Here is a 20,602-nt window from a genome sequence, read left to right as displayed (position 1 = left end):
GCGGTGGCCGTCGAAGGCCAACCGCCGCCCCATGCTCAGTCAGGCGATTACTGGACGACCGTGATCCGGCCGATCGCCGGAGGCGCCAGCGGCGCCGTCGCGGAGGAGTTGGTGGCCAGGTAGGTCAGCAGGACGTCCAGGTCAGACGCGCCCACCAGCTTGTTCGTGTGCTCCTTCAGTACGGCGAACCCGTCGCCGCCGCCGGTCAGGAACTCGTTCATCGCGACCCGGTACGACTTCGCCGGGTCGATCGGCGCGCCGTTCAGCCTGATCGAGTCGGTGACGACCCGGTCGGCACCCGTCTTCGTCATGTCCAGGGTGTACGTGAAGCCCTTCGACACCTGGAGGATCTTCGGGGAGCCCTGGTTGGACCCGCTGACCTGCTGGCGCAGCGCGGTGGTCAACTGGGCGCCCGTCAGCGAGACCACGTTCATCATGTTGGTGAACGGCTGGACGGTGAACGCCTCGCCGTAGGTCACCACACCGTCGCCCTCGGCACCGCCGGCCTTGTGCACCAGGGGCGCGCGGATGCCGCCGGGGTTCATCAGCGCCAGCTCGGCGCCGCCCTTGTCGGCGGGGGCCAGGGCCGCGAGCTGCGCGTCCGCGATCAGGTTGCCGAGCGGCCGCTCGATGGCCTGCGGGTTGTCGATGTCGGCGGCGATATGGCCGACCGGACGGCTCGCGATCGGCGCGGCCAGCGCGTTCCAGCGCTGGATCAACTGAGTCATGTCGGCGGCCTTGGGCACGTCACGGGTGACGACGTGGTTGGCCGAGGCCACGGAGGTGCGGACGATGTCCTTCGTCCGACGGTCGTACGTCAGCGTGGTGTCCGTGTACAGCCGGCCGGCCGACGCCGCCGACGTGACCGTGCGCGGGTTGCCCGCCGGGTCGGGGATGGTGCACGCGTACGCCTGGTGCGTGTGGCCGGTGACCAGCGCGTCGACCTGCGGGCTGACGTTCTTGGCGATGTCCACGATCGGGCCGGAGATACCGTCGCCGGGACCGGGGCTGTCGCAGTTGTAGTTGTACGAGGAGGAGGCGGGCGAGCCGCCCTCGTGCAGCAGGGCGACGATCGACTTGACGCCCTGGCGCTCCAGGATCTTCGTGTACTTGTTGATGGCCTCGATCTCGTCACCGAACTTCAGGCCCTTGATGCCCGCCGCGTTGACGATGTCCGGCGTGCCCTCCAGGGTCACACCGATGAAGCCGATCTTGACGCCGTTCTTCTTCCAGATGAAGTACGGGTCGAGCAGCGGGCGGCCGTTCTTCTCGTGCGTCACATTGGCGGTGAGGTAGGGGAAGTCCGCGCCCTTGAACTTCTTGCCCTTCTCGTAGCAGCCCTCGGTGGGGTGGCAGCCGCCGTTCTGGATGCGGGCGAGTTCCTTAGCGCCCTCGTCGAACTCGTGGTTGCCGACCGAGGAGACATCGAGGTCCAGCTTGTTCAGCGCCTCGATGGTGGGCTCGTCGTGGAAGAGCCCCGATATCAGCGGGGTCGCGCCGATCATGTCGCCGGCGGCCGCGGTGACGGAGTAGCGGTTGCCCTTACGCGCCTCGCGCAGATGGGTGGCGAGGTACTCGACACCGCCCGCGTCGATGGTCCGGGTGGTGCCGTCGGGGTTGGTGTGGGTGACCCTGCCGCCCGAGCCCGACGGGGGCTCCAGGTTTCCGTGGAGGTCGTTGAAGGAGAGCAACTGGACGTCGACCGTACGGCCGTGTCCATGACCGTGGCCGTGGCCGCGCTCATACGCGTCCACCGATCCCGCGGGCATCGCGGCGACCAGCGCGCCGATGGTGGTCAGTCCGGCGACCGCGCCGAGGAGGCGGCGTCGGTTCCTGTGCGGTCTGGCTGACATCTTTCCCCTTGTTCGTGAGGGCGGGTGGTATGGGGTGTGCGAGCCGCAGCCTAAGGTCAACGCGCGTAGCGCGACAGAGGGTAGAGGTTACGACCTGGTTGCCATCGACTGTCTCCTTCGCGCGCCTTCGGCCCACTTCGACGCCGGATCCGATACTCCATTGACGTCCGATACATCGGATTCAAGCCCTTCGCGAGCGGTTTCGGGGCCATACGCGGCCGATCGCGCCGGACAGTTCAACCCCCGCGTACGGCGCGCGGTCCCTCTCAGTGACGGTGACCGAGGTGAAAGGGATACCGAGGTGAAAGGGGAGCCGAGGTGGAGGGGATACCGAGGGGCGGCCGGCAGCGAGCAGCCCCGCGGTCAGTCACCGGGCGAGCCACGTATGAGCGCAGGGACGACACCACTCACAGAGGTTGGGGCAGCGTGAGAAGCAACGGCAGGACACCAGCACGGTTCGCGCGCACGGGCGCGGTGGGACTCGTCGCGGCGGCGGTGGCCGTCACGACCCTCGGCACACCGGCCCAAGCCGCGCCGGCCCAGGCGGCATCGGCCCAGACGGCATCGGCCCAGACGGCGCCGGACCCGGGGCACGGACCGACACAGCGGGCGATGGACGCCACTGTGGCGGCGGGCATCCCCGGCGTCACCGCGCAGACGCAGGACGGACGCGAGGTCTGGAAGGGCACATCGGGCGTCGGGAACCTGAGGACCGGCACACCGCGCGGGGCGGACGACCGCTTCCGGATCGCCAGCATCACCAAGACCTTCGTCGCGACCGTGCTGCTCCAACTGGAAGGCGAGGGGAAGCTCGACCTGGACGACACGGTCGAGCGGCATCTGCCCGGAGCCGTACAGGGCAACGGAAACGACGGCGGGAAGATCACCGTACGGCAGCTCCTCAACCACACCAGCGGGATCTTCGACTATCTCGCCGACCCGGACTACGCGGCGAAGTACCTGGTCGGCGAGGGGTTCCTGAAGAACCGGTTCGCCACCCTGGCCCCGGAGTACCACGTCAGCGTGGCGATGGGACATCCGCCGGTGTTCCAGCCGGGCGCCCGGCACGAGTACTCCAACACCAATTACGTACTGGCCGGGCTGATCATCGAGAAGGTCACCGGCCACACCTACGAGCGGGAGATCCGCCAGCGGATCATCAAACCGCTGGGGCTGCGCTCCACCACCAATCCGGGCAACAGCCCGTACCTGCCGAAGCCGAGCAGCCGGCATTACTCCAAGCTGTACCTCCCGCTGCCCGCGAAGACCTACGACATCACCCTGATGAATGGATCGCAGGGCTGGGCGGACGGCGACATCATCTCCTCGACCGGAGATCTGAACCGTTTCTTCCGGGCGCTGCTCCGGGGTGATCTGCTGTCGAAGAAGCAGCTCGCCGCGATGAAGACGACCGTAGCGACGGAGAATCAGCGCTCCGGGTACGGGCTGGGGATCTCGCGGCACACCACGAGCTGCGGTACTCAGGTGTGGGGGCACAGCGGGGGTATCGCGGGCTCGCTTTCAGTGGCGGGCGCGACGGAGGACGGCCGCCACTCCATCGCGTACAACCTCAATGGGGACTGGACGATGGGGCCGGCCAATCTGGTGGAGGCGGAATTCTGCGGCGTCGGCATCAAGGCGGGCGGCGGAAGCAAGGTAGGCGCCAGCATCGAGGCGGGCGCACCGACCCGGCTGCGGTGACCCGGCGCCGGTGACTCACCGGCCGGGCGACCCCGCTCCTGGACGCCCGCGACCGGGGCTCACGGTCGCGGGCGGTCACGGGCAGTCCCGGGCAGTCCCGGGCGGGGCTCACGGTCCCGGGCAGTCCCGGGCAGTCCCGGTGGAACGACCGCACGGCGGAACGGCTCCGAGCGAGAGGCCGGGAGGGATCACGCCACCGCGGGCGTCTGGCCGGGAGCGGCCGGCAGCCGGGACGGGCCGAGCGGTGGGGCGAGTCGCTGGGGCTGCCCCGGGGGCCTGGCGCGGGACGGTTCCAGGGTGGCGACCCGGCCAGGCGCTCCGTCGCCGGACCCGCACGAGGCGCCCTCATGGACGAGGACCAGGAACAGCACCGGGCGTACGGACCATTCGAGGTGTTCACCGTTCTGCGCGGTGAACGCGAAGCCGACCGGCCTGCCACGGTGCAGCGCGGCCAGCGCCTGCACATCGCCGGGACGGCCGTCGTCCGTCCCCTCCCCCTGATCGGCGAGCGCCTCACCGATCGCGCGACGGTCGCGCGGCGACATCCGGGCGGCCACGGCGGCCACCGACGCGCGCAGGGCGCGAACGGCCCGGCGCGGACTGGCGGGGACGGACAACTCCAGCGGCTCCGGGGGCTGTTCGTCCTCGTCCTCGCCACAGGGGCGGTGCAGCAGCAGTTCGGACCAGAGACCGGGGCGTACGGGCGGGTGGTGCGGCGGCCACGGGGGCCTCGGGGAGTCCGGCCGGCTCTCCGCGTACGGCCGGTCAGCCGAACCGGGGCGGGACGCCGTACCGGATCGGTCCGTCGAGCGGTCCCGACGGGTGGAACGGTCTCGTTCTGCTATGTGGGACGGCGCGAGCATGTCTCGCCTCCTGTCGCGGCGGCGAGGGCGGAAACCCTGCCGGGGGAGTCGTCCGTGTTGGCGACGCACAGCGACCGTAGCGCCACAGAAAGCAGGGCGCAACAGTGGGACGTCACACAGTTGCACCGCGCATACCGCGCACCGCACCCGCCACGCACCACCTTCACCACGCGCCCCGGGAAGCGGAGGGGAGGGGGAGTGCGGGTGCGATCCCGTACCTGACACCCCGGACCTGACACCGGACCTGACAGGCCGAACCGACACCCGGACTCGGCGCCCGGACCTGACACCCGACATGGGGTCCGGATCCGACACCACCCCACCGGCCGGGGAGCGGACCTGGCGAACCGCACCGTGGAGGGCACCCACCGGGCGAAAAGTCCCCAGCAGGCACCCTCCGCCCGGCGGGTCAGGCGGCCGACTCGGCCGCCTCGCCCACCCCGTCCCCGTCCCTGTCCGCGTCCCCGGCGGGCGGCTCCGCCACCGTCTGCGCCGCCGCGTACGCCGCTATCGTCGCCGTCAACTCCGCGTTGTCCGCCTCCAGCAGCGCGATCCGTTTCCGCGCGAAGTACAGCTCCATGACGGCGTCATGGAACTCCGAGACCAGTTGCTCAGGGGTCAGTTGCATCAGCTTCTCCAGTGGTACGGGTGGTACAGGGGCTACGGGCGGTACGGGCAGTACGGTGGGACCGGCTCGCTCAGGCGGGGGCGATCACGGTGACGGTCCCGCCGGAGCCGCGCCACTTCAGCGCGCCGTTCTCCGCGTAGAGCGCGCCGCCGCCGCGCTGGTCGACACCGGTCGGCACGGTCGCCGCGTTGACGACCCGCACCGAGCCCTCGACCATCACCGCCGAGTTCACACCCTGCTGCTGGACGACGTGCAACTGCGCCCAGGGGTTCGACCCGATGCCCATGCCGATGCCGACGCGTCCGCTGCCCTTCACCACGAATTCGTCGCGCTCGTTGTTGCGGAGGGTGATGAGGTTGCCGGTGGTGTGGGTGTCCGGGACTCCCGGCACGTCCTTCTTCCCGGTGACGAAGATGCCCTGTGCGGCCGTCCCCGGGGTGTGGAGTTCGATGGAGAGGGCGGCGGCCCCCGCGTCGGTCCCGGTCGCCTGGCCGAGGTGGGAGATCTTCAGGGTGCCGTGGTTCCGCTCCCGGCCGGTCACGTAGACGGCGGAGATATCGGGGTTGAGCGAGACGATGTTCAGTGCCACACCCGTGCCGGAGGCGGCCCCCTGCATGACGGTGACGGCGTGTTCGGTCGTGGACGTCGTCTTGAGGATCCCCGCGGTGACGGTCGAGTCCGCCCGGAAACCGGGCGCCTTCACCAGCGTGTCGAAGGTGCCGGGGTCGGTGGGCGTGGCGGCGGCGGCCGGGGTCGTGGCCACCGCCGTCCCCGCCACGGTCACGGCGCCGGCGGTGAAGCCTCCGAGGAACAGTCTCCGATTCACAGTCATATCGCCCTCTCCCATCGCGTGCGCATACGAATGGCGCATCACGGATGGCGACTCACGAACGACCGCCTTGGTTGTATGGCGTCGTACGACGTTGTACGAACACGTGGATCTTCCGCACCCCCGCACCCCTGGGCACACGCACCCCACGCCCCCCGCGCACCCCACGCCCCCGCACCCTGGCACCCCCGCGCACCCGCTTCCGCACCAGCACCAGCACCAGCACCAGCACCAGCGTCGGAACCCGGCCGACCGACGGAGGACAGGCTCAGACCAAATGGTCGAACTCCCCCGCCTTCACCCCCAGGATGAACGCCCGGAGTTTATCGACCGACGTGGTGACGATCAGCTCAGGATCATCGCTCTCTCGCATTTTGATGAGGCCGTCGACACTCGCCAATTCGACACAGTCCTGATTGTTGTCCGGCCCCGAGAACGACGATTTCTGCCAGATGATTCGGTCGGTCATGCGCGGTGACTCACAGTTCCCTTGCGACGCGTCGGATGAACGTACGTGATTGATCGGGGTCGAGCGCGATGGACCTGACCGAGTCGAGCATGACGCGAGAGCGCGTGAGCTGCGCCTCCGCGTCCAGAAAACCGCCGTCGAATGCGCTGTCCAGTTGCACGGTGTCCAACTGCGGAATCGAGGCACCCGCATACAGCATCGAATGCGCCGAGCTGGTGATCTGCGAGTCGAAGGGAATGATGCGCACCGTCACACTCGGCCACCGCGACACCTCGTCCAGGAATTCAAGCTGGCCGCGCATGGTCTCGGACGTGCAGTACCGCATCCGCAGGGCACCTTCGTGCACCAGCGCCTCGAACTCCGGCGGCGCGGGCCGGTCGAAAACGCGGCGCCGTGCCATTCGGTGATCCACCCGCGCGGCCAGTTCGGCGGCCGGCAGATCGGAGATGCCACCGAGGATCAGCTCCCGCGCGTACTCCCTGGTCTGGAAGAGGCCCGGCACGAGCAGCATCTGGATACGGCGCATGAAAGTCGCATGGTGTTCGAGTTCCGCGAGATCGAGGAATCCGGGTGAGAGCACTCCCCGGAACTCCTCCCACCACCCCTTGGTGCGCTCCTCCGCCATCCCCGCCAGGGCGTCCACGAGATGGCGATCACCGGCCGAGTAATGGGCCGCGAGCCGGCGGACCCGCTCGGCGCTGACACCGTAACGACCCGACTCGATATGGCTGATCTGGGCCCGCTCACCCCCCAGGAACGCGGCGGCGGTGCTGCCGGACATGCCCGCCCGCTCGCGCAGCCTCCGCAACTCGGCCCCCAACCGCTTCTGCCGGGCGGTCGGATAGCTCCTCGGTGGCATGGCTCTCCTCCCCGCCCGGGGGTCCCCTCCCACGGGCCACAGTGTGTGCACCACTCTGCCACGGGACCCCGCTGGAGAGTGCGACGGCCGTCCCACTGTTGCGCCCCTTCTGGACGGCGCGACTCACCTTCCCGGCCCTCCGCCGTAGGCTCTTCCCATGACGACTGACGCAGTGATCCCGGAGCCCGGCAGGCAGATCATCGGCCATGACGAGCTGACGGCCGAGCAGGCGGACGCCGTTCTCGCCATGCTCGCCGCCGCGGCCGAATCCGACGGGACCCAAGCCGTCTCCGAACAGGGCCGGCTGCAACTGCGCGGGGGTAAGCGGGACGGTGTACGGCACTTCCTCCTCACCGTCGACGCGGAACTGATCGGCTACGCGCAACTGGAGGACACCGACCCCGTCGAGGCGCCGGCCGCCGAACTCGTCGTCCACCCCTCCCACCGGGGGCGCGGGCACGGCCGGGCTCTCGGGAGCGCAGTGCTCGGGGCGTCGGGCAAGCGGCTGCGGGTGTGGGCGCACGGCGGGCGGTCCGCCGCCCGGCATCTGGCACAGGTGCTGGGGCTGACCCTGTTCCGCGAATTGCGCCAGCTTCGCCGTCCGCTGACCCCGCTCGACCTCCCCGAGCCGACGCTGCCGCCGGGCGTCACCGTACGCACGTTCGTTCCCGGCCAGGACGACACCGCCTGGCTCGCCGTGAACGCCGCCGCGTTCGCCCACCACCCCGAGCAGGGCTCGCTGACCCAGCGCGATCTGGACGACCGGAAGAGCGAGCCGTGGTTCGACCCCGAGGGGTTCTTCCTCGCCGAGCGCGACGGCGAGATCATCGGCTTCCACTGGACGAAGACGCACGCCGCCGAACAGCTCGGTGAGGTCTACGTGGTCGGCATCCGGCCCGACGCCCAGGGCGGCGGCCTGGGCAAGGCCCTCACCGCGATCGGGCTGCGCCATCTCGCGGAGCAGGGGCTGCCGACCGCGATGCTCTACGTCGACGCGGACAACACGGCGGCCGTGACCGTGTACGAACGGCTGGGGTTCACCACGCACGAGGTCGATCTGATGTACCGGACGGAGTCATGAGCGACGCACGGCGCTGAGGCGGGGCGGGGGAGCCGTCGGCGGGGAGCCCGTACCCGCCCGTACATCCGGCATCCGGAAGCTCCCCCGCCGCACCCGCCTCCGCCGCCACCTCCGCACCCACCGCCACCTCCGGACCCCGGACCGTAACCAGCGCCACCTCCGAGCTCCGGACCGCACCCACCGCTCCGAACACAGAGCAGCGCTCCACCACCCACGCCCCACGCCCCACGGCCGGCACCCGGCACCCGGCCGAGGACCCCCGCCGAACACCCGGCCGGGCCCGACCCCCGACACACCCCCACCCCCGGCGTCCCCACCCCCGCTTCCCCTACGTCATGTCGTCGTTACCGGCCATTCAGACAGCCTTGCGACCCTCACTCAATGCAGCCCGCTCTGCCCGACTCCGTACCCCCCACGCCCAACGGCAGACTCCACCTCGCCCCGGCCCTCTCCGACGCGCCCGTCTTCCCCACTACGCGGAAGAATGGGTCCATGAGTCAGCAGCCCGCCGAGGCATCGGTCCAGCACCCCCAGCCGTCCGTCGGTTCGATAGCAGCCCACCGACCGCACACCGTCGCCGCCACGGTCTCCGATCTGGAGCCCGACCTCGACGGAGACCTCGACGCGTACGAGGAAGAGGACCACACCGGCGCAGGTGCCGAGCTGCCCAAGGGGCGCTTTCTGGACAGGGAGCGCAGTTGGCTCGCCTTCAACGAACGAGTACTGGAACTGGCCGAGGACCCGGCCACCCCACTACTCGAACGGGCTAACTTCCTCGCAATCTTCGCGTCCAATCTGGACGAGTTCTTCATGGTCCGGGTCGCCGGCCTGAAGCGCCGGATCGCCACCGGCGTCGCCACCCGCTCCGCCTCCGGTCTCCAGCCCCGTGAGGTCCTCGACCTCATCTGGACCCGGTCCCGTGAGCTGATGGCCCGGCACGCCGCCGCCTTCCAGCAGGACGTCTCCCCCACCCTCGCCGACGAGGGCGTCCATCTGATCCGCTGGCCCGATCTGACCGAGAAGGAGCAGGCCCGCCTCTTCACGCTCTTCCGGCAGCAGATCTTCCCCGTGCTGACCCCGCTGGCGGTGGACCCGGCGCACCCCTTCCCGTACATCTCCGGACTGTCGCTGAACCTCGCCGTCGTCGTGCGCAACCCCGTCAGCGGGCACCGCCACTTCGCCCGGGTGAAGGTCCCGCCGCTGCTCTCCCGCTTCCTGGAGGCGTCGCCGGGGCGGTACGTGCCCCTCGAAGACGTCATAGCCGCGCATCTGGAAGAGCTGTTCCCCGGTATGGAGGTGCTCGCGCACCACATGTTCCGGGTGACCAGGAACGAGGACCTGGAGGTGGAGGAGGACGACGCCGAGAACCTTCTCCAGGCCCTGGAGAAGGAGCTGATGCGGCGCCGGTTCGGCCCCCCGGTCCGGCTGGAGGTCGAGGAGTCCATCGACCCGTACGTCCTCGATCTGCTGGTCCGCGAATTGAAGGTCACCGACGCCGAGGTCTATCCGCTGCCCGGCCCGCTGGACCTGACCGGCCTCTTCGGTATCGCGGCGCTCGACCGGCCCGAGCTGAAGTTCCCCAAGTTCATCGCCGGCACCCACCGCGACCTCGCCGAGGTCGAGTCGGCGTCCGCCGCCGACGTCTTCATGGCGCTGCGCGAGCGCGATGTCCTGCTGCACCACCCTTATGACAGCTTCTCCACCTCCGTACAGGCGTTCCTGGAGCAGGCCGCGGCCGACCCGGACGTGCTGGCGATCAAGCAGACGCTGTACCGGACCTCCGGCGACTCGCCCATAGTCGACGCGCTGATCGACGCGGCGGAGTCCGGCAAGCAGGTCCTCGTCCTCGTCGAGATCAAGGCCCGCTTCGACGAGCAGGCCAACATCAAGTGGGCGCGGAAGCTGGAGGAGTCCGGCTGCCATGTCGTCTACGGACTCGTCGGCCTCAAGACCCACTGCAAGCTCTCCCTGGTGGTGCGCCAGGAGGGCGAGACGCTGCGCCGCTATTCGCACGTCGGCACCGGCAACTACCACCCGAAGACCGCCCGGCTCTACGAGGACCTGGGGCTGCTCACCGCCGACCCGCAGGTGGGCGCCGACCTCTCGGACCTCTTCAACCGGCTCTCCGGGTACTCACGGCGGGAGACCTACCGCCGACTGCTCGTCGCCCCCAAGTCGCTGCGCGACGGGCTGATCGCCCGGATAAACAAGGAGGCCGCGCACCACCGTGCCGGCCGGCCCGCCTATGTCCGCATCAAGGTCAACTCGATGGTGGACGAGGCGATCATCGACGCCTGCTACCGCGCGTCCATGGCGGGCGTACCGGTGGAGATCTGGGTACGGGGCATCTGCGCGATCCGCCCCGGGGTCCCCGGGCTCTCGGAGAACATCCGGGTGCGTTCGGTCCTCGGGCGCTTCCTGGAGCACTCGCGGATCTTCTCCTTCGGCAACGGCGGCGAACCCGAGGTCTGGTTCGGCAGCGCCGACATGATGCACCGCAACCTCGACCGCCGTATCGAAGCGCTGGTCCGGGTCACCGACCCCACCCATCGCGCGGCGATCACCCGGCTACTGGAAACCGGCATGTCCGACAAGACGTCGTCCTGGCATCTCGGCCCGGACGGCGCCTGGACCCGGCACGCGACCGATCAGGACGGTCAGCCGCTGCGGAACGTCCAGGAGATGCTCATTGACGCCCGGAGGCGCAGGCGTGCACAGCCCTGATCTGTCCCGTGTCCCGCAGCTCCCCCCGCTGCCCCCGCTCGCCCCGCTCCGCCCGCGGGGCACCGGGGTGCCGGGCGCCGTCCCCCGGCCCGCCGTCACCACCACCACCACCACCACCACAGAACCCGACTCCGTACCCCTCGGACCCGACTCCGTACCTCCGCGATCGGGCGTCGTACCCGCGCCGGGGCCGGGCGCCGTACCCACGGAACCGGGCGCCGAGTCCACCGTGGGAGGGGCGCTCGCCGTCTACCTGCACGCTCGGGCGGGTGAATTTCTGCGCGCGCTCCGGCTGCACGGCGAGACCGGCGCGGACACGGCGGCCACCACGGCGGCGGTCCGCTCGCTGCGGATGGCGGCCCGGCGGATCAGCGGGACCCTGCACACCTTCCGTCCGCTGCTCGACCCGCTCTGGGCGGACCGGCTGAGTACGGAGCTGGCCTGGCTCTCCACCACCCTGGCGCAGGAACACGCCTGCACCTCACGGCTGTCCCGGCTGCTCGACGCGCTGGGCAGGCTGTCGGGGGCGTCCACGGTCCCGCAGGCGCGCACCGGACCCGCCCTGACCGGCACCGGACCCGCCCTGACCGGCGCGGGGGCCGCGGCCCAGCGGGGCGCGCTCACCGTGGGCGCCGCGCGGGCCGGGGCGCTGCTGGACCGGCAGCTCACGCTGGCCAGGACGCGGGCGCACTCGGCATCGCTCCAGGCGCTCGGCTCCGCCCGGTTCCACGCGGTCGCCGACGCCGTCGCCGTCCTCGCGTCGGAGTTGCCGCTCGCGCCCGCCACGGGCCCGCACCCCCCGGCGGCCGAGGTCACCGAACGACGGCTGCTGACGGCCGTGGCGGCCCTGCCACTGGCCCGCGCCGGGCACCCGTACAACGCGGAGGCGCTGGTCAACGGGCTCGCCACCGCCTCGGCCGAGGAGGCCCAGGACGCCCCCTGGCACCAGGTCCGCCGACTGCTGCGGCTGCGCCGGTACGCGCTGGAGGTGCTGGTGCCCGACGCCGACCCGCTGCTGGCGCGGGCGGGGCTGCTGCTCGACCGCCACCGGGACGCGGCCGAGGCCGCGGCAGCCGCCGCGACGGCGGCCGGCACACCGCGGATCGCCCCCGCGACGGCGTACGCGCTGGGCGTGCTGCACGCGGACCAGCGCCATGAGGTGGAGGCGGCCAGGTTCGCCTTCCAGGAGATCTGGCAGCGCTCGATCGCGGTACGCGCCGGCCGGTGACCGCGCACCACCGACCGCCGCGCGGTGCCAGAGTGGCGGTGGCCACGACACGGTGGCGGAAGTCTGGTGACGGAGGTTCGGTCATGGAGGACGGGACGGTTCTGGCGGCGGGGTGCGTGCTCTGGCGCCGTTCGCCGCACGGGGACGAGGGCGTGGAGATCTGCCTCGTACACCGGCCGAAGTACGACGACTGGTCGCATCCGAAGGGGAAGCTGAAACACGGCGAGGACGCGCTCGACGGCGCACTCCGGGAGGTCCTGGAGGAGACCGGGCACGCGTGTGTTCCGGGGGCTTCGCTGGGCACCACGCGCTATGTCGCCGAGGGCCGCCCCAAGGAGGTCGTCTACTGGGCGGCGGAGGCGACCACCGGGGCCTTCACCCCGAACAAGGAGGTGGACCGGATTCTGTGGCTGTCGCCGACGGACGCCCGGGAGCGGCTGACCCAGCCACGGGACCGCGAACTGGTCGACGCGCTGCTGGACGGCGCGCCGCACTCGGCGCACTGAGCCCCCGGCCCGTACCCCGGTCCGTACTGCTGCACCGGCACAGGCACCGGCACCGGCACCGGCACCCGGGGCGGCGCGCCCCCGCGCACTCCGTACCCGAACGGCACTCCCCCGTACGGACCGATCCCGGACGGACGGATCGCGGGCGGACGGATCGCGGACGGAGCGATCCCGTACGGACCACTCGCGCGCGGAGGGTCGGCGAGTGATCCATCGCGACCCCAGCGGCCCCTTCACCACCAGAGAAAGCCGCAGGCCGCAGCCGTGTACGGGATTCGCTCAGGCGTACGCACCCGTCAGGGGGTCACACACCCAGCCGCCCGACACGGTTCACCTCCCGTTCACCCTCCCCCATGGGCCGCTTCATCTCATCTGCCTAATTTCAGCCTTAACGCGGTAACCGGTACAGCGCCGGAGCCGCCATCCCCGACACACGCCGCCAGTGACGCCCGACCTCGGTCAGCGTCCATCGGCGGCTCCTGGAAGGAACACCCGAAAGTGATGCTTCAGCGCAAGAACGGGCTCCGCGCCACCGCGCTCGGCGCCCTCGCTGTGACCGGAGCCCTGGTCCTCACGGCGTGTGGTTCGGACGACAACTCCGGGGCCACGGGCGGTACCGGCGGCAAGACCAGCGCGGCGTCGAACATCAAGTGCGACGGCGCCAAGGGCAAGCTGCTGGCATCCGGCTCCAGCGCGCAGAAGAACGCCATGGACCTCTGGGTCAAGAACTACATGGCCGCCTGCTCGGGCGTGGAGATCAACTACAAGGGCTCCTCGTCCGGCGAGGGCATCATCAACTTCAACCAGGGCACGGTCGGGTTCGCCGGCTCCGACTCGGCGCTCAAGCCCGACGAGGTCTCCGAGTCCAAGAAGACCTGCGAGGGCGGCCAGGGCATCAACCTGCCCATGGTCGGCGGCCCGATCGCGATCGGCTACAACCTCTCCGGCGTCGACGACCTGACCCTGGACGCCCCCACCATCGCCAAGATCTTCAACGGCAAGATCAAGAAGTGGAACGACCCGGCGATCGTCAAGCTCAACTCCGGCAAGACGCTGCCGGACAAGGCGATCCAGGCGTTCCACCGCTCCGAGGACTCCGGCACCACCCAGAACCTCGGCAAGTACCTCGGCGCCACCGCCAAGGCGGACTGGCCGTACGAGGCCGAGAAGAAGTGGCCCGCCCCCGGCGGCCAGGCGGCCTCCGGCTCCTCCGGTGTCGCCGCGCAGGTCAAGCAGGTCGACGGCTCGATCGGCTACTTCGAGCTGTCGTACGCGACCTCGCAGTCGATCCCGACCGTGAGCGTCGACACCGGTGCCGCGGCCCCGGTCCAGGCCACCTCCGAGAACGCCTCCAAGGCCATCGCCGCCGCCAAGGTCAAGGGCACCGGCAAGGACCTCGCCCTGGAGCTGGACTACGCCACCAAGGCCGACGGCGCCTACCCGCTCGTCCTGGTGACGTACGAGGTCGTCTGCGACACCGGCAACACCCCGGAGACGCTGGACACCGTCAAGTCCTTCCTCGGCTACACCGCCAGTGAGGAGGGCCAGAAGGTCCTCTCGGACGCCGGCTACGCGCCGATCCCGGCCGAGATCAACTCCAAGGTCCGCGAGACCGTCGCGGGTCTGAAGTAGACCGGGCGCGCGGACGGGGTCCCGGGACCGACGGACTCGCGACCGCCCCGGGGGCCACCGGCCCCCGAGGCGGCGAGTCCCGGAACCGCTGAGTCCCACAGCGGCCCACGACCCCGGGCCCCGTCCGCCGCCCCATCCGGTGCACCGCCGCCAGGGGAGCCCCACCGGGCGCCCCCACAGAGACCGGAAAGACCATGGCTTCCACACACCTAGACCCCCCTCCCCCCGCGCAGGCTCCGCCGAACACCAGGAAGAGCACCTCCACCGGGCGCGCGGGCGACAAGATCTTCCTCGGTCTGTCGCGCGGCTCGGGCATCCTGCTCCTGGTGATCATGGCGTCGATCGCCGCGTTCCTCGCGTACCGCGCCTCCATCGCCATCTCGAAGGACGAGGGCAACTTCCTCACCACCTTCGACTGGAACCCGGCCGGGAACCCGCCGGTCTTCGGCATCGCGGTGCTCCTCTTCGGCACCGTCGTCAGCTCGATCGTGGCGATGGTCATCGCCGTCCCGATCGCCGTCGGCATCGCGCTCTTCATCTCGCACTACGCGCCGCGTAAACTCGCCGCCCCCATCGCCTACCTGGTCGATCTGCTGGCCGCCGTGCCGTCGATCGTCTACGGCATCTGGGGCGCGCTCTTCCTCGTCCCGTACCTGGAGGGCCTCAACCTCTGGCTCGACGCGTTCTTCGGCTGGACCTACATCTTCGAGAAGACCGAGATCGGCGTCGCCCGCTCGCTCTTCACCGTCGGCGTACTGCTCGCGATCATGATCCTGCCGATCGTGACGAGCGTGAGCCGCGAGGTGTTCCTCCAGGTCCCCAAGATGAACGAGGAGGCCGCCCTGGCGCTCGGCGCCACCCGCTGGGAAGTCATCAGGATGTCCGTCCTGCCGTTCGGCCGCTCCGGCGTGATCTCCGCCTCGATGCTGGGACTCGGCCGCGCGCTCGGCGAGACGATGGCCGTCGCCACGGTGCTCTCCCCGAGCTTCGTGATCTCGCTGCATCTGCTCAACCCCGGCGGCGGCACCTTCGCCCAGAACATCGCGGCGAAGTTCGACGAGGCCAATGAACTGGGCCGGGACGCCCTGATCGCCTCCGGACTCGTGCTGTTCATCCTCACCCTGCTGGTCAACGGCGCGGCGCGGCTCATCATCGCCCGCCGCAAGGAGTACTCGGGGGCCAACGCATGACCCAGACAGCCATTCAGGACCGGCCCGTCCCCACCCCGCCGACCCGGAAGAACAGCCTCAGCGGGCGGACGCTGCCGCGCTGGGCCCCGCTGGCCTTCGCGGCCGGCGCGCTCGTGCTGGGCTGCGGCCTGGGCGCGGTGGCCGGCTGGGAGAGCAAGACCCAGTGGGGCCTGCTCTCCGCCGTCTTCTTCATGGTCATCTCGTATGTCGCGACCACGGTGGTAGAGAACAAGCGGCAGGCCAAGGACCGGCTCGCCACCAGCATCGTCTGGGTCTGCTTCATCCTCGCCGTCGTCCCGCTGTTCTCGCTTGTCTGGGTCACGGTGAGCCGCGGCGCCAAGGCGCTCGACATCTACTTCCTGACCCACTCGATGGCCGGCGTCCCCGGCTTCGAGACCGGCGGCGGCGTCTACCACGCGATCGTCGGCACCCTCCAGCAGGTCGGACTCGCCACCGTCGTCTCGGTACCGGTCGGCCTGCTGACCGCGATCTACCTGGTGGAGTACGGCAAGGGCGCGCTGGCCAAGGCGGTCACCTTCTTCGTCGACGTCATGACGGGCATCCCGTCGATCGTCGCGGGCCTCTTCATCCTCTCCATCATGCTGATGCTGGAACTGCGCCCGTCCGGGCTGATGGGCGCGCTCGCGCTGGCCATCCTGATGGTCCCGGTCGTGGTGCGCTCCACCGAGGAGATGCTCAAGCTCGTCCCGAACGAGCTGCGCGAGGCGGCACTCGCCCTCGGCGTACCGAAGTGGCGCACCATCCTCAAGGTGGTGATCCCGACCGCCCTCGGCGGCATCACGACGGGCGTCATGCTGGCCATCGCGCGCATCGCCGGTGAGACCGCGCCGATCATGCTGCTGGTCTTCGGCAGCCAACTGATCAACACCAACCCGTTCGAAGGCGCGCAGTCGTCGCTCCCCTTCTACATCTGGGAGCAGTACCGGGTCGGCAGCGAGGCGTCGTACGACCGCGCCTGGGCCGCCGCGCTGGTCCTGATCGTCTTCGTCATGCTCCTCAACCTCGTGGCCCGCGGCATCGCCCGCTGGAAAGCCCCGAAGACCGGCCGCTGACCGCGGCCCACTGGAAGTGATCTGAATGGCCAAGCGAATCGACATCAGCGGACTGACCGCCTACTACGGCTCCCACAAGGCCATCGAGGACATCTCGATGACCGTGGAACCCCGTTCGGTGACGGCCTACATCGGCCCCTCCGGCTGCGGCAAATCCACCTTCCTGCGCACCCTGAACCGGATGCACGAGGTCACGCCGGGGGGCCGTGTCGAGGGCAAGGTGCTGCTGGACGACGAGAACCTGTACGGGTCCCAGGTGGACCCGGTCGCCGTGCGCCGTACGGTCGGCATGGTCTTCCAGCGCCCGAACCCGTTCCCCACGATGTCGATCTTCGACAACGTGGCGGCGGGTCTGCGGCTGAACGGCTCGTACAAGAAGAACCAGCTCGCCGACGTCGTGGAGAAGTCCCTGCGCGGCGCCAACCTCTGGAACGAGGTCAAGGACCGGCTGAACAAGCCCGGCTCCGGCCTCTCCGGCGGTCAGCAGCAGCGGCTGTGCATCGCCCGCGCGATCGCTGTCGAGCCGGAGGTCCTGCTGATGGACGAGCCCTGCTCGGCCCTGGACCCGATCTCCACCCTGGCGATCGAGGACCTGATCGGCGAGCTGAAGGAACGCTTCACGATCGTGATCGTCACGCACAACATGCAGCAGGCGGCGCGGGTCTCGGACCGGACGGCGTTCTTCAACCTGTCGGCGGTGGGGCAGCCGGGTCGGCTGATCGAGATCGACGAGACGGAGCGCATCTTCGCGAACCCGTCGGTCCAGGCGACGGAGGACTACATCTCGGGCCGCTTCGGCTGAGCACCCGGCCGTTCCTGCCCCGGCGCCCGACCCGGCCTGACCCGGCCTGACCCGGCCGCACCGGTCTCATCCGGTCTCATCCGTCGGGCAGGTACCAGACGTGGTGCGGTGTCGCATGGCGGTGCCACCGCATGACGAAGGGCCCGCCCCCTCTCCCAGGGGGCGGGCCCACCATCATGTCCGCGTACCTCCCCCGTCCCGCCCGCCGTACATCACAGCCTCCCGGTGCCGCGACCGCGCACACCTCGCGCCATGGTCGACGCTCCGCCACGGTGTGCCCCGGAGCCCTGGGCAGCCGCCCGGCGTGGGCCGGCACCGCCTGGAGCACTCCCCCCGTACCGTCAGCGCCTCACAGCCCAGCAGGAAGCCGCACGCGGCGCCAACGGACGGCCCGCGCACCGTCGGGACGCCCCGGGCCGGAACAGCAAACGGCGCCCCCTCGCGGGGGAGAGGAATCGAGGGCGGGAGCGGGAGCGGAGAGCTGGGTCAGTCTGGACCGGCTCGGGCCGGGTCAGCAGCTCCCAGATCGGCTCAGGTCAGCCCGGCTCGGATCAGGCCAGCTCAGCTCAGGTCAGCCCGGCTCACGTCGGCTCAGCCGAAGACGAGGTAGACGACCCCGTAGCTCATCGCCGCCACCGCCGCCGCGGCCGGCATCGTGATGAACCAGCCGAGGATGATGTTCTTCGCGACTCCCCAGCGAACCGCGTTCAGCCGCTTCGTCGCGCCCACGCCCATGATCGCGGACGTGATCACATGCGTCGTCGAGATCGGCGCGTGGAACAGGAACGCCGATCCGAACATGATCGACGCACCCGTCGTCTCCGCCGCGAACCCCTGCGGCGGGTCCAGCTCGATGATCTTGCGCCCGAGCGTCCGCATGATCCGCCAGCCACCCGCGTACGTACCGAGCGACAGCATCACCGCGCACGCGATCTTCACCCAGGCGGGAATCGCGTCGCCCTGCTGTTCCACATCGGCGATGACCAGCGCCATCACCACGATGCCCATCGTCTTCTGGGCGTCCTGGAGGCCGTGGCCGAGCGCCATCGCCGCCGCCGAGACCGTCTGCGCGATACGGAAGCCGCGCTTCGCCTTGCTCGGGTTGACCCTGCGGAACATCCACATGATCGCGACCATCACCAGATATCCGGCGATCAGCCCGACGAAGGGCGAGATGAACATCGGGATGATGACCTTTTCGAGCACTCCCGACCAGATCACCTCCGTACCCCCGGCGAGCGCCGCGCCCACCATGCCGCCGAAGAGCGCGTGCGAGGACGACGAGGGAAGCCCGAAGTACCAGGTGACGAGGTTCCAGACGATCGCACCCAGCAGCGCGGCGAAGAGGATGCCCATCCCCTTGCTGCCCTGGGGGGTGGCGATGAGACCTTCACTGACCGTCTTGGCCACGCCCTGTCCGAGGAACGCGCCCGCGAGGTTCATCACCGCGGCCATCGCCAGCGCGGCGCGCGGCGTCAGGGCCCGGGTCGAGACCGAAGTCGCGATGGCGTTCGCGGAGTCGTGAAAACCATTGGTGTACGTGAATCCGAGCGCGACACCAATGGTCACGATCAGGGCAAAGGTGTCCACGCTGTTCAGGACTCCTTGACCGCGATGGTCTCCACCGTGTTCGCGACATGCTCAAACGCGTCGGCCGCCTCTTCCAGCACGTCCACGATCTGCTTGAGCTTCAGCACCTCGATCGCGTCATACTTCCCGTTGAACAGCGTCGCCAGCAGCTTGCGGTGAATCTGGTCGGCCTGGTTCTCCAGGCGGTTGACCTCGATCCAGTACTCGGTGAGATTGTCCATGGTCCGCAAATGCGGCATGGCCTCGGCCGTGAGCTCCGCCGCGCGGTTCAGTACCTCGATCTGCTGCTCGACTCCCTTGGGCAGCTCCTCGACCTGGTACAGCACGACGAGGTCGACGGCCTCCTCCATGAAGTCCATGATGTCGTCGAGGGAGGAGGCGAGCTTGTAGATGTCCTCACGGTCGAACGGCGTGATGAACGAGGAGTTCAACTGGTGGAAGATGGCATGAGTGGCGTCGTCACCCGCGTGCTCCGCAGCCCGCATCCGCTCCGCGATCTCCGCTCGGGAAGAAGCATCGGCCCCGAGCAGTTCCATCAGGAGCTTGGAGCCTGTGACGATGTTGTCCGCGGATGCGGCGAACATGTCGTAGAAGCTCGTCTCCCTGGGGGTCAGACGAAATCGCACGTGGAGTCCTCGGTGTGCTCTGGATTCGGACAGGCCGATGCTAGGCGCATTCATCCGGCCACGGCCAACCGGAGTTCCCAGTGTCGCCCATAGGACACCGAGAACAGCATGGGACCCCGCGCTTGATCGCGTGGGATTCGGTACCATATACCCACGAGGGGTATATGATCGCGAGTTTCGTGCCAGCGGTTTCACGCCGGCACGACCCCGGGGGACCACCGGCCCCAGCCGGCCCGGCGCAGACCGCCGGCCCGAGAAACGATCAGCCCAGCAGAACCAACGGGAGGACCCGATGACGACCACCGAGGCGGCCGGCCCCCCGGTCACGGACACCACCACGAGCGTGGACACCCTGGTCACCGACCATGACCGAGGCATCCACGGCTACCACAACCAGAAGGACGAGCACCTCAAGCGACTGCGTCGGATCGAGGGCCAGATCCGCGGCCTGCAGCGCATGGTCGACGAGGACGTCTACTGCATCGACATACTCACCCAGGTGTCCGCGTCCACGAAGGCGCTGCAGTCCTTCGCGCTCCAGCTCCTCGAAGAGCATCTGCGGCACTGTGTCGCCGACGCCGCGGTCAAGGGCGGCAGCGAGATCGACGCCAAGGTCGAGGAGGCCACCAAGGCCATCGCCCGGCTGCTCCGTACCTGACGGTCCCCGGCCGGCGGACCCGGGAGCGGGGAGTGGGTACCCCGGTGTCCGGCCGGGGCGCACCGTCGCCCCGGCCGGACACCGGGGCCTCCACGGAGGTCCCGCGGTCACCCCACGATCACAGCTGCGGGGAGGACCGCTCGGCCGCCACATTCAGCACCTCGTCGATACGGTCCGGGCTGAGCCGCCCGTCCGCGGCCGACGCCGCGATGATCAAATCGCCGCACAGCTCGATTTCGGCGAGGGCCACGTAGTCCTGGACCAACGTCGTACTGGGCGGAGCCACGTGC

General features: G+C 69.8%; 19 protein-coding genes. 10 read left to right on the top strand and 9 right to left on the bottom strand.

Going from position 1 to position 20,602, the window contains the following annotated elements; genetic code table 11:
• Positions 1-47 precede the first annotated feature (47 nt).
• Entirely contained in the window at positions 48-1,853 is a 1,806-nt protein-coding gene (locus ACH4S7_RS30150) for a bifunctional metallophosphatase/5'-nucleotidase (protein ID WP_398524510.1), read from the bottom strand.
• Positions 1,854-2,279: 426 nt separating this feature from the next.
• On the opposite strand from ACH4S7_RS30150, the gene ACH4S7_RS30145 reads away from it, so the two are divergent.
• A complete protein-coding gene (locus ACH4S7_RS30145) occupies positions 2,280-3,554 on the top strand; it encodes a serine hydrolase domain-containing protein (protein WP_398524509.1) in 1,275 nt (424 codons plus the stop codon).
• 188 nt (positions 3,555-3,742) lie between these two features.
• On the opposite strand, the gene ACH4S7_RS30140 is transcribed toward ACH4S7_RS30145, so the two are convergent.
• The 5 genes from ACH4S7_RS30140 to ACH4S7_RS30120 all read right to left on the bottom strand — a co-directional run bounded on the left by ACH4S7_RS30140 (position 3,743) and on the right by ACH4S7_RS30120 (position 7,202).
• Positions 3,743-4,417, bottom strand: a complete 675-nt coding sequence (locus tag ACH4S7_RS30140; protein WP_398524508.1) for a hypothetical protein — start codon at positions 4,415-4,417, stop codon at positions 3,743-3,745.
• Between the two features lie 409 nt (positions 4,418-4,826).
• Positions 4,827-5,045, bottom strand: coding sequence for a hypothetical protein (locus ACH4S7_RS30135; protein ID WP_398524507.1), 219 nt, complete (start codon positions 5,043-5,045; stop codon positions 4,827-4,829).
• A 70-nt stretch (positions 5,046-5,115) separates the two neighbouring features.
• Positions 5,116-5,877 carry a hyaluronoglucosaminidase gene (locus ACH4S7_RS30130; RefSeq protein ID WP_398524506.1) on the bottom strand — a complete coding sequence of 254 codons (762 nt, stop codon included), beginning with the start codon at positions 5,875-5,877 and terminating at the stop codon, positions 5,116-5,118.
• 265 nt (positions 5,878-6,142) lie between these two features.
• On the bottom strand, positions 6,143-6,343 hold the full coding sequence (locus ACH4S7_RS30125) for a DUF397 domain-containing protein (protein WP_398524505.1): 201 nt from the start codon (positions 6,341-6,343) through the stop codon (positions 6,143-6,145).
• A gap of 10 nt (positions 6,344-6,353) precedes the next feature.
• Positions 6,354-7,202: a helix-turn-helix domain-containing protein gene (locus ACH4S7_RS30120; protein ID WP_398524504.1), complete on the bottom strand. Its 849-nt coding sequence runs from the start codon at positions 7,200-7,202 to the stop codon at positions 6,354-6,356.
• Between the two features lie 157 nt (positions 7,203-7,359).
• On the opposite strand from ACH4S7_RS30120, the gene mshD reads away from it, so the two are divergent.
• The 8 genes from mshD to pstB all read left to right on the top strand — a co-directional run bounded on the left by mshD (position 7,360) and on the right by pstB (position 17,438).
• Positions 7,360-8,283 carry a mycothiol synthase gene (gene mshD / locus ACH4S7_RS30115; protein ID WP_398524503.1) on the top strand — a complete coding sequence of 308 codons (924 nt, stop codon included), beginning with the start codon at positions 7,360-7,362 and terminating at the stop codon, positions 8,281-8,283.
• A 492-nt stretch (positions 8,284-8,775) separates the two neighbouring features.
• Positions 8,776-11,007 carry an RNA degradosome polyphosphate kinase gene (locus ACH4S7_RS30110; protein WP_398524502.1) on the top strand — a complete coding sequence of 744 codons (2,232 nt, stop codon included), beginning with the start codon at positions 8,776-8,778 and terminating at the stop codon, positions 11,005-11,007.
• Positions 11,008-11,236: 229 nt separating this feature from the next.
• On the top strand, positions 11,237-12,235 hold the full coding sequence (locus ACH4S7_RS30105) for a CHAD domain-containing protein (protein ID WP_398524722.1): 999 nt from the start codon (positions 11,237-11,239) through the stop codon (positions 12,233-12,235).
• An 83-nt stretch (positions 12,236-12,318) separates the two neighbouring features.
• Positions 12,319-12,741, top strand: coding sequence for an NUDIX hydrolase (locus tag ACH4S7_RS30100; protein WP_398524501.1), 423 nt, complete (start codon positions 12,319-12,321; stop codon positions 12,739-12,741).
• A 498-nt stretch (positions 12,742-13,239) separates the two neighbouring features.
• A complete protein-coding gene (gene pstS / locus ACH4S7_RS30095; protein WP_398524500.1) occupies positions 13,240-14,373 on the top strand; it encodes a phosphate ABC transporter substrate-binding protein PstS in 1,134 nt (377 codons plus the stop codon).
• A 194-nt stretch (positions 14,374-14,567) separates the two neighbouring features.
• Positions 14,568-15,563 (top strand): phosphate ABC transporter permease subunit PstC, encoded by a 996-nt coding sequence (gene pstC, locus ACH4S7_RS30090; protein ID WP_398524499.1) that lies wholly within the window; start codon positions 14,568-14,570, stop codon positions 15,561-15,563.
• Entirely contained in the window at positions 15,560-16,636 is a 1,077-nt protein-coding gene (pstA, locus tag ACH4S7_RS30085) for a phosphate ABC transporter permease PstA (protein ID WP_398524498.1), read from the top strand. Before pstC ends, pstA begins: the two co-directional genes overlap by 4 nt.
• 25 nt (positions 16,637-16,661) lie before the next feature.
• Positions 16,662-17,438 (top strand): phosphate ABC transporter ATP-binding protein PstB, encoded by a 777-nt coding sequence (gene pstB, locus ACH4S7_RS30080; protein WP_398524497.1) that lies wholly within the window; start codon positions 16,662-16,664, stop codon positions 17,436-17,438.
• A gap of 591 nt (positions 17,439-18,029) precedes the next feature.
• Here the strand turns inward: pstB and ACH4S7_RS30075 are convergent.
• On the bottom strand, positions 18,030-19,028 hold the full coding sequence (locus ACH4S7_RS30075; RefSeq protein ID WP_398524496.1) for an anion permease: 999 nt from the start codon (positions 19,026-19,028) through the stop codon (positions 18,030-18,032).
• 5 nt (positions 19,029-19,033) lie between these two features.
• Entirely contained in the window at positions 19,034-19,654 is a 621-nt protein-coding gene (locus ACH4S7_RS30070) for a DUF47 domain-containing protein (protein ID WP_398524495.1), read from the bottom strand.
• Positions 19,655-19,946: 292 nt separating this feature from the next.
• On the opposite strand from ACH4S7_RS30070, the gene ACH4S7_RS30065 reads away from it, so the two are divergent.
• Positions 19,947-20,312 carry a metal-sensitive transcriptional regulator gene (locus tag ACH4S7_RS30065; RefSeq protein ID WP_398524494.1) on the top strand — a complete coding sequence of 122 codons (366 nt, stop codon included), beginning with the start codon at positions 19,947-19,949 and terminating at the stop codon, positions 20,310-20,312.
• A 118-nt stretch (positions 20,313-20,430) separates the two neighbouring features.
• Here ACH4S7_RS30065 and ACH4S7_RS30060 read toward each other — a convergent pair whose 3' ends face one another.
• Positions 20,431-20,598 (bottom strand): hypothetical protein, encoded by a 168-nt coding sequence (locus ACH4S7_RS30060; protein ID WP_398524738.1) that lies wholly within the window; start codon positions 20,596-20,598, stop codon positions 20,431-20,433.
• Positions 20,599-20,602 lie beyond the last annotated feature (4 nt).

Origin of the sequence: Streptomyces sp. NPDC020965, from assembly GCF_044333555.1 — a bacterium.
Taxonomy (GTDB): domain Bacteria; phylum Actinomycetota; class Actinomycetes; order Streptomycetales; family Streptomycetaceae; genus Streptomyces.
This window is presented reverse-complemented; position numbering and strand designations above follow the sequence as displayed.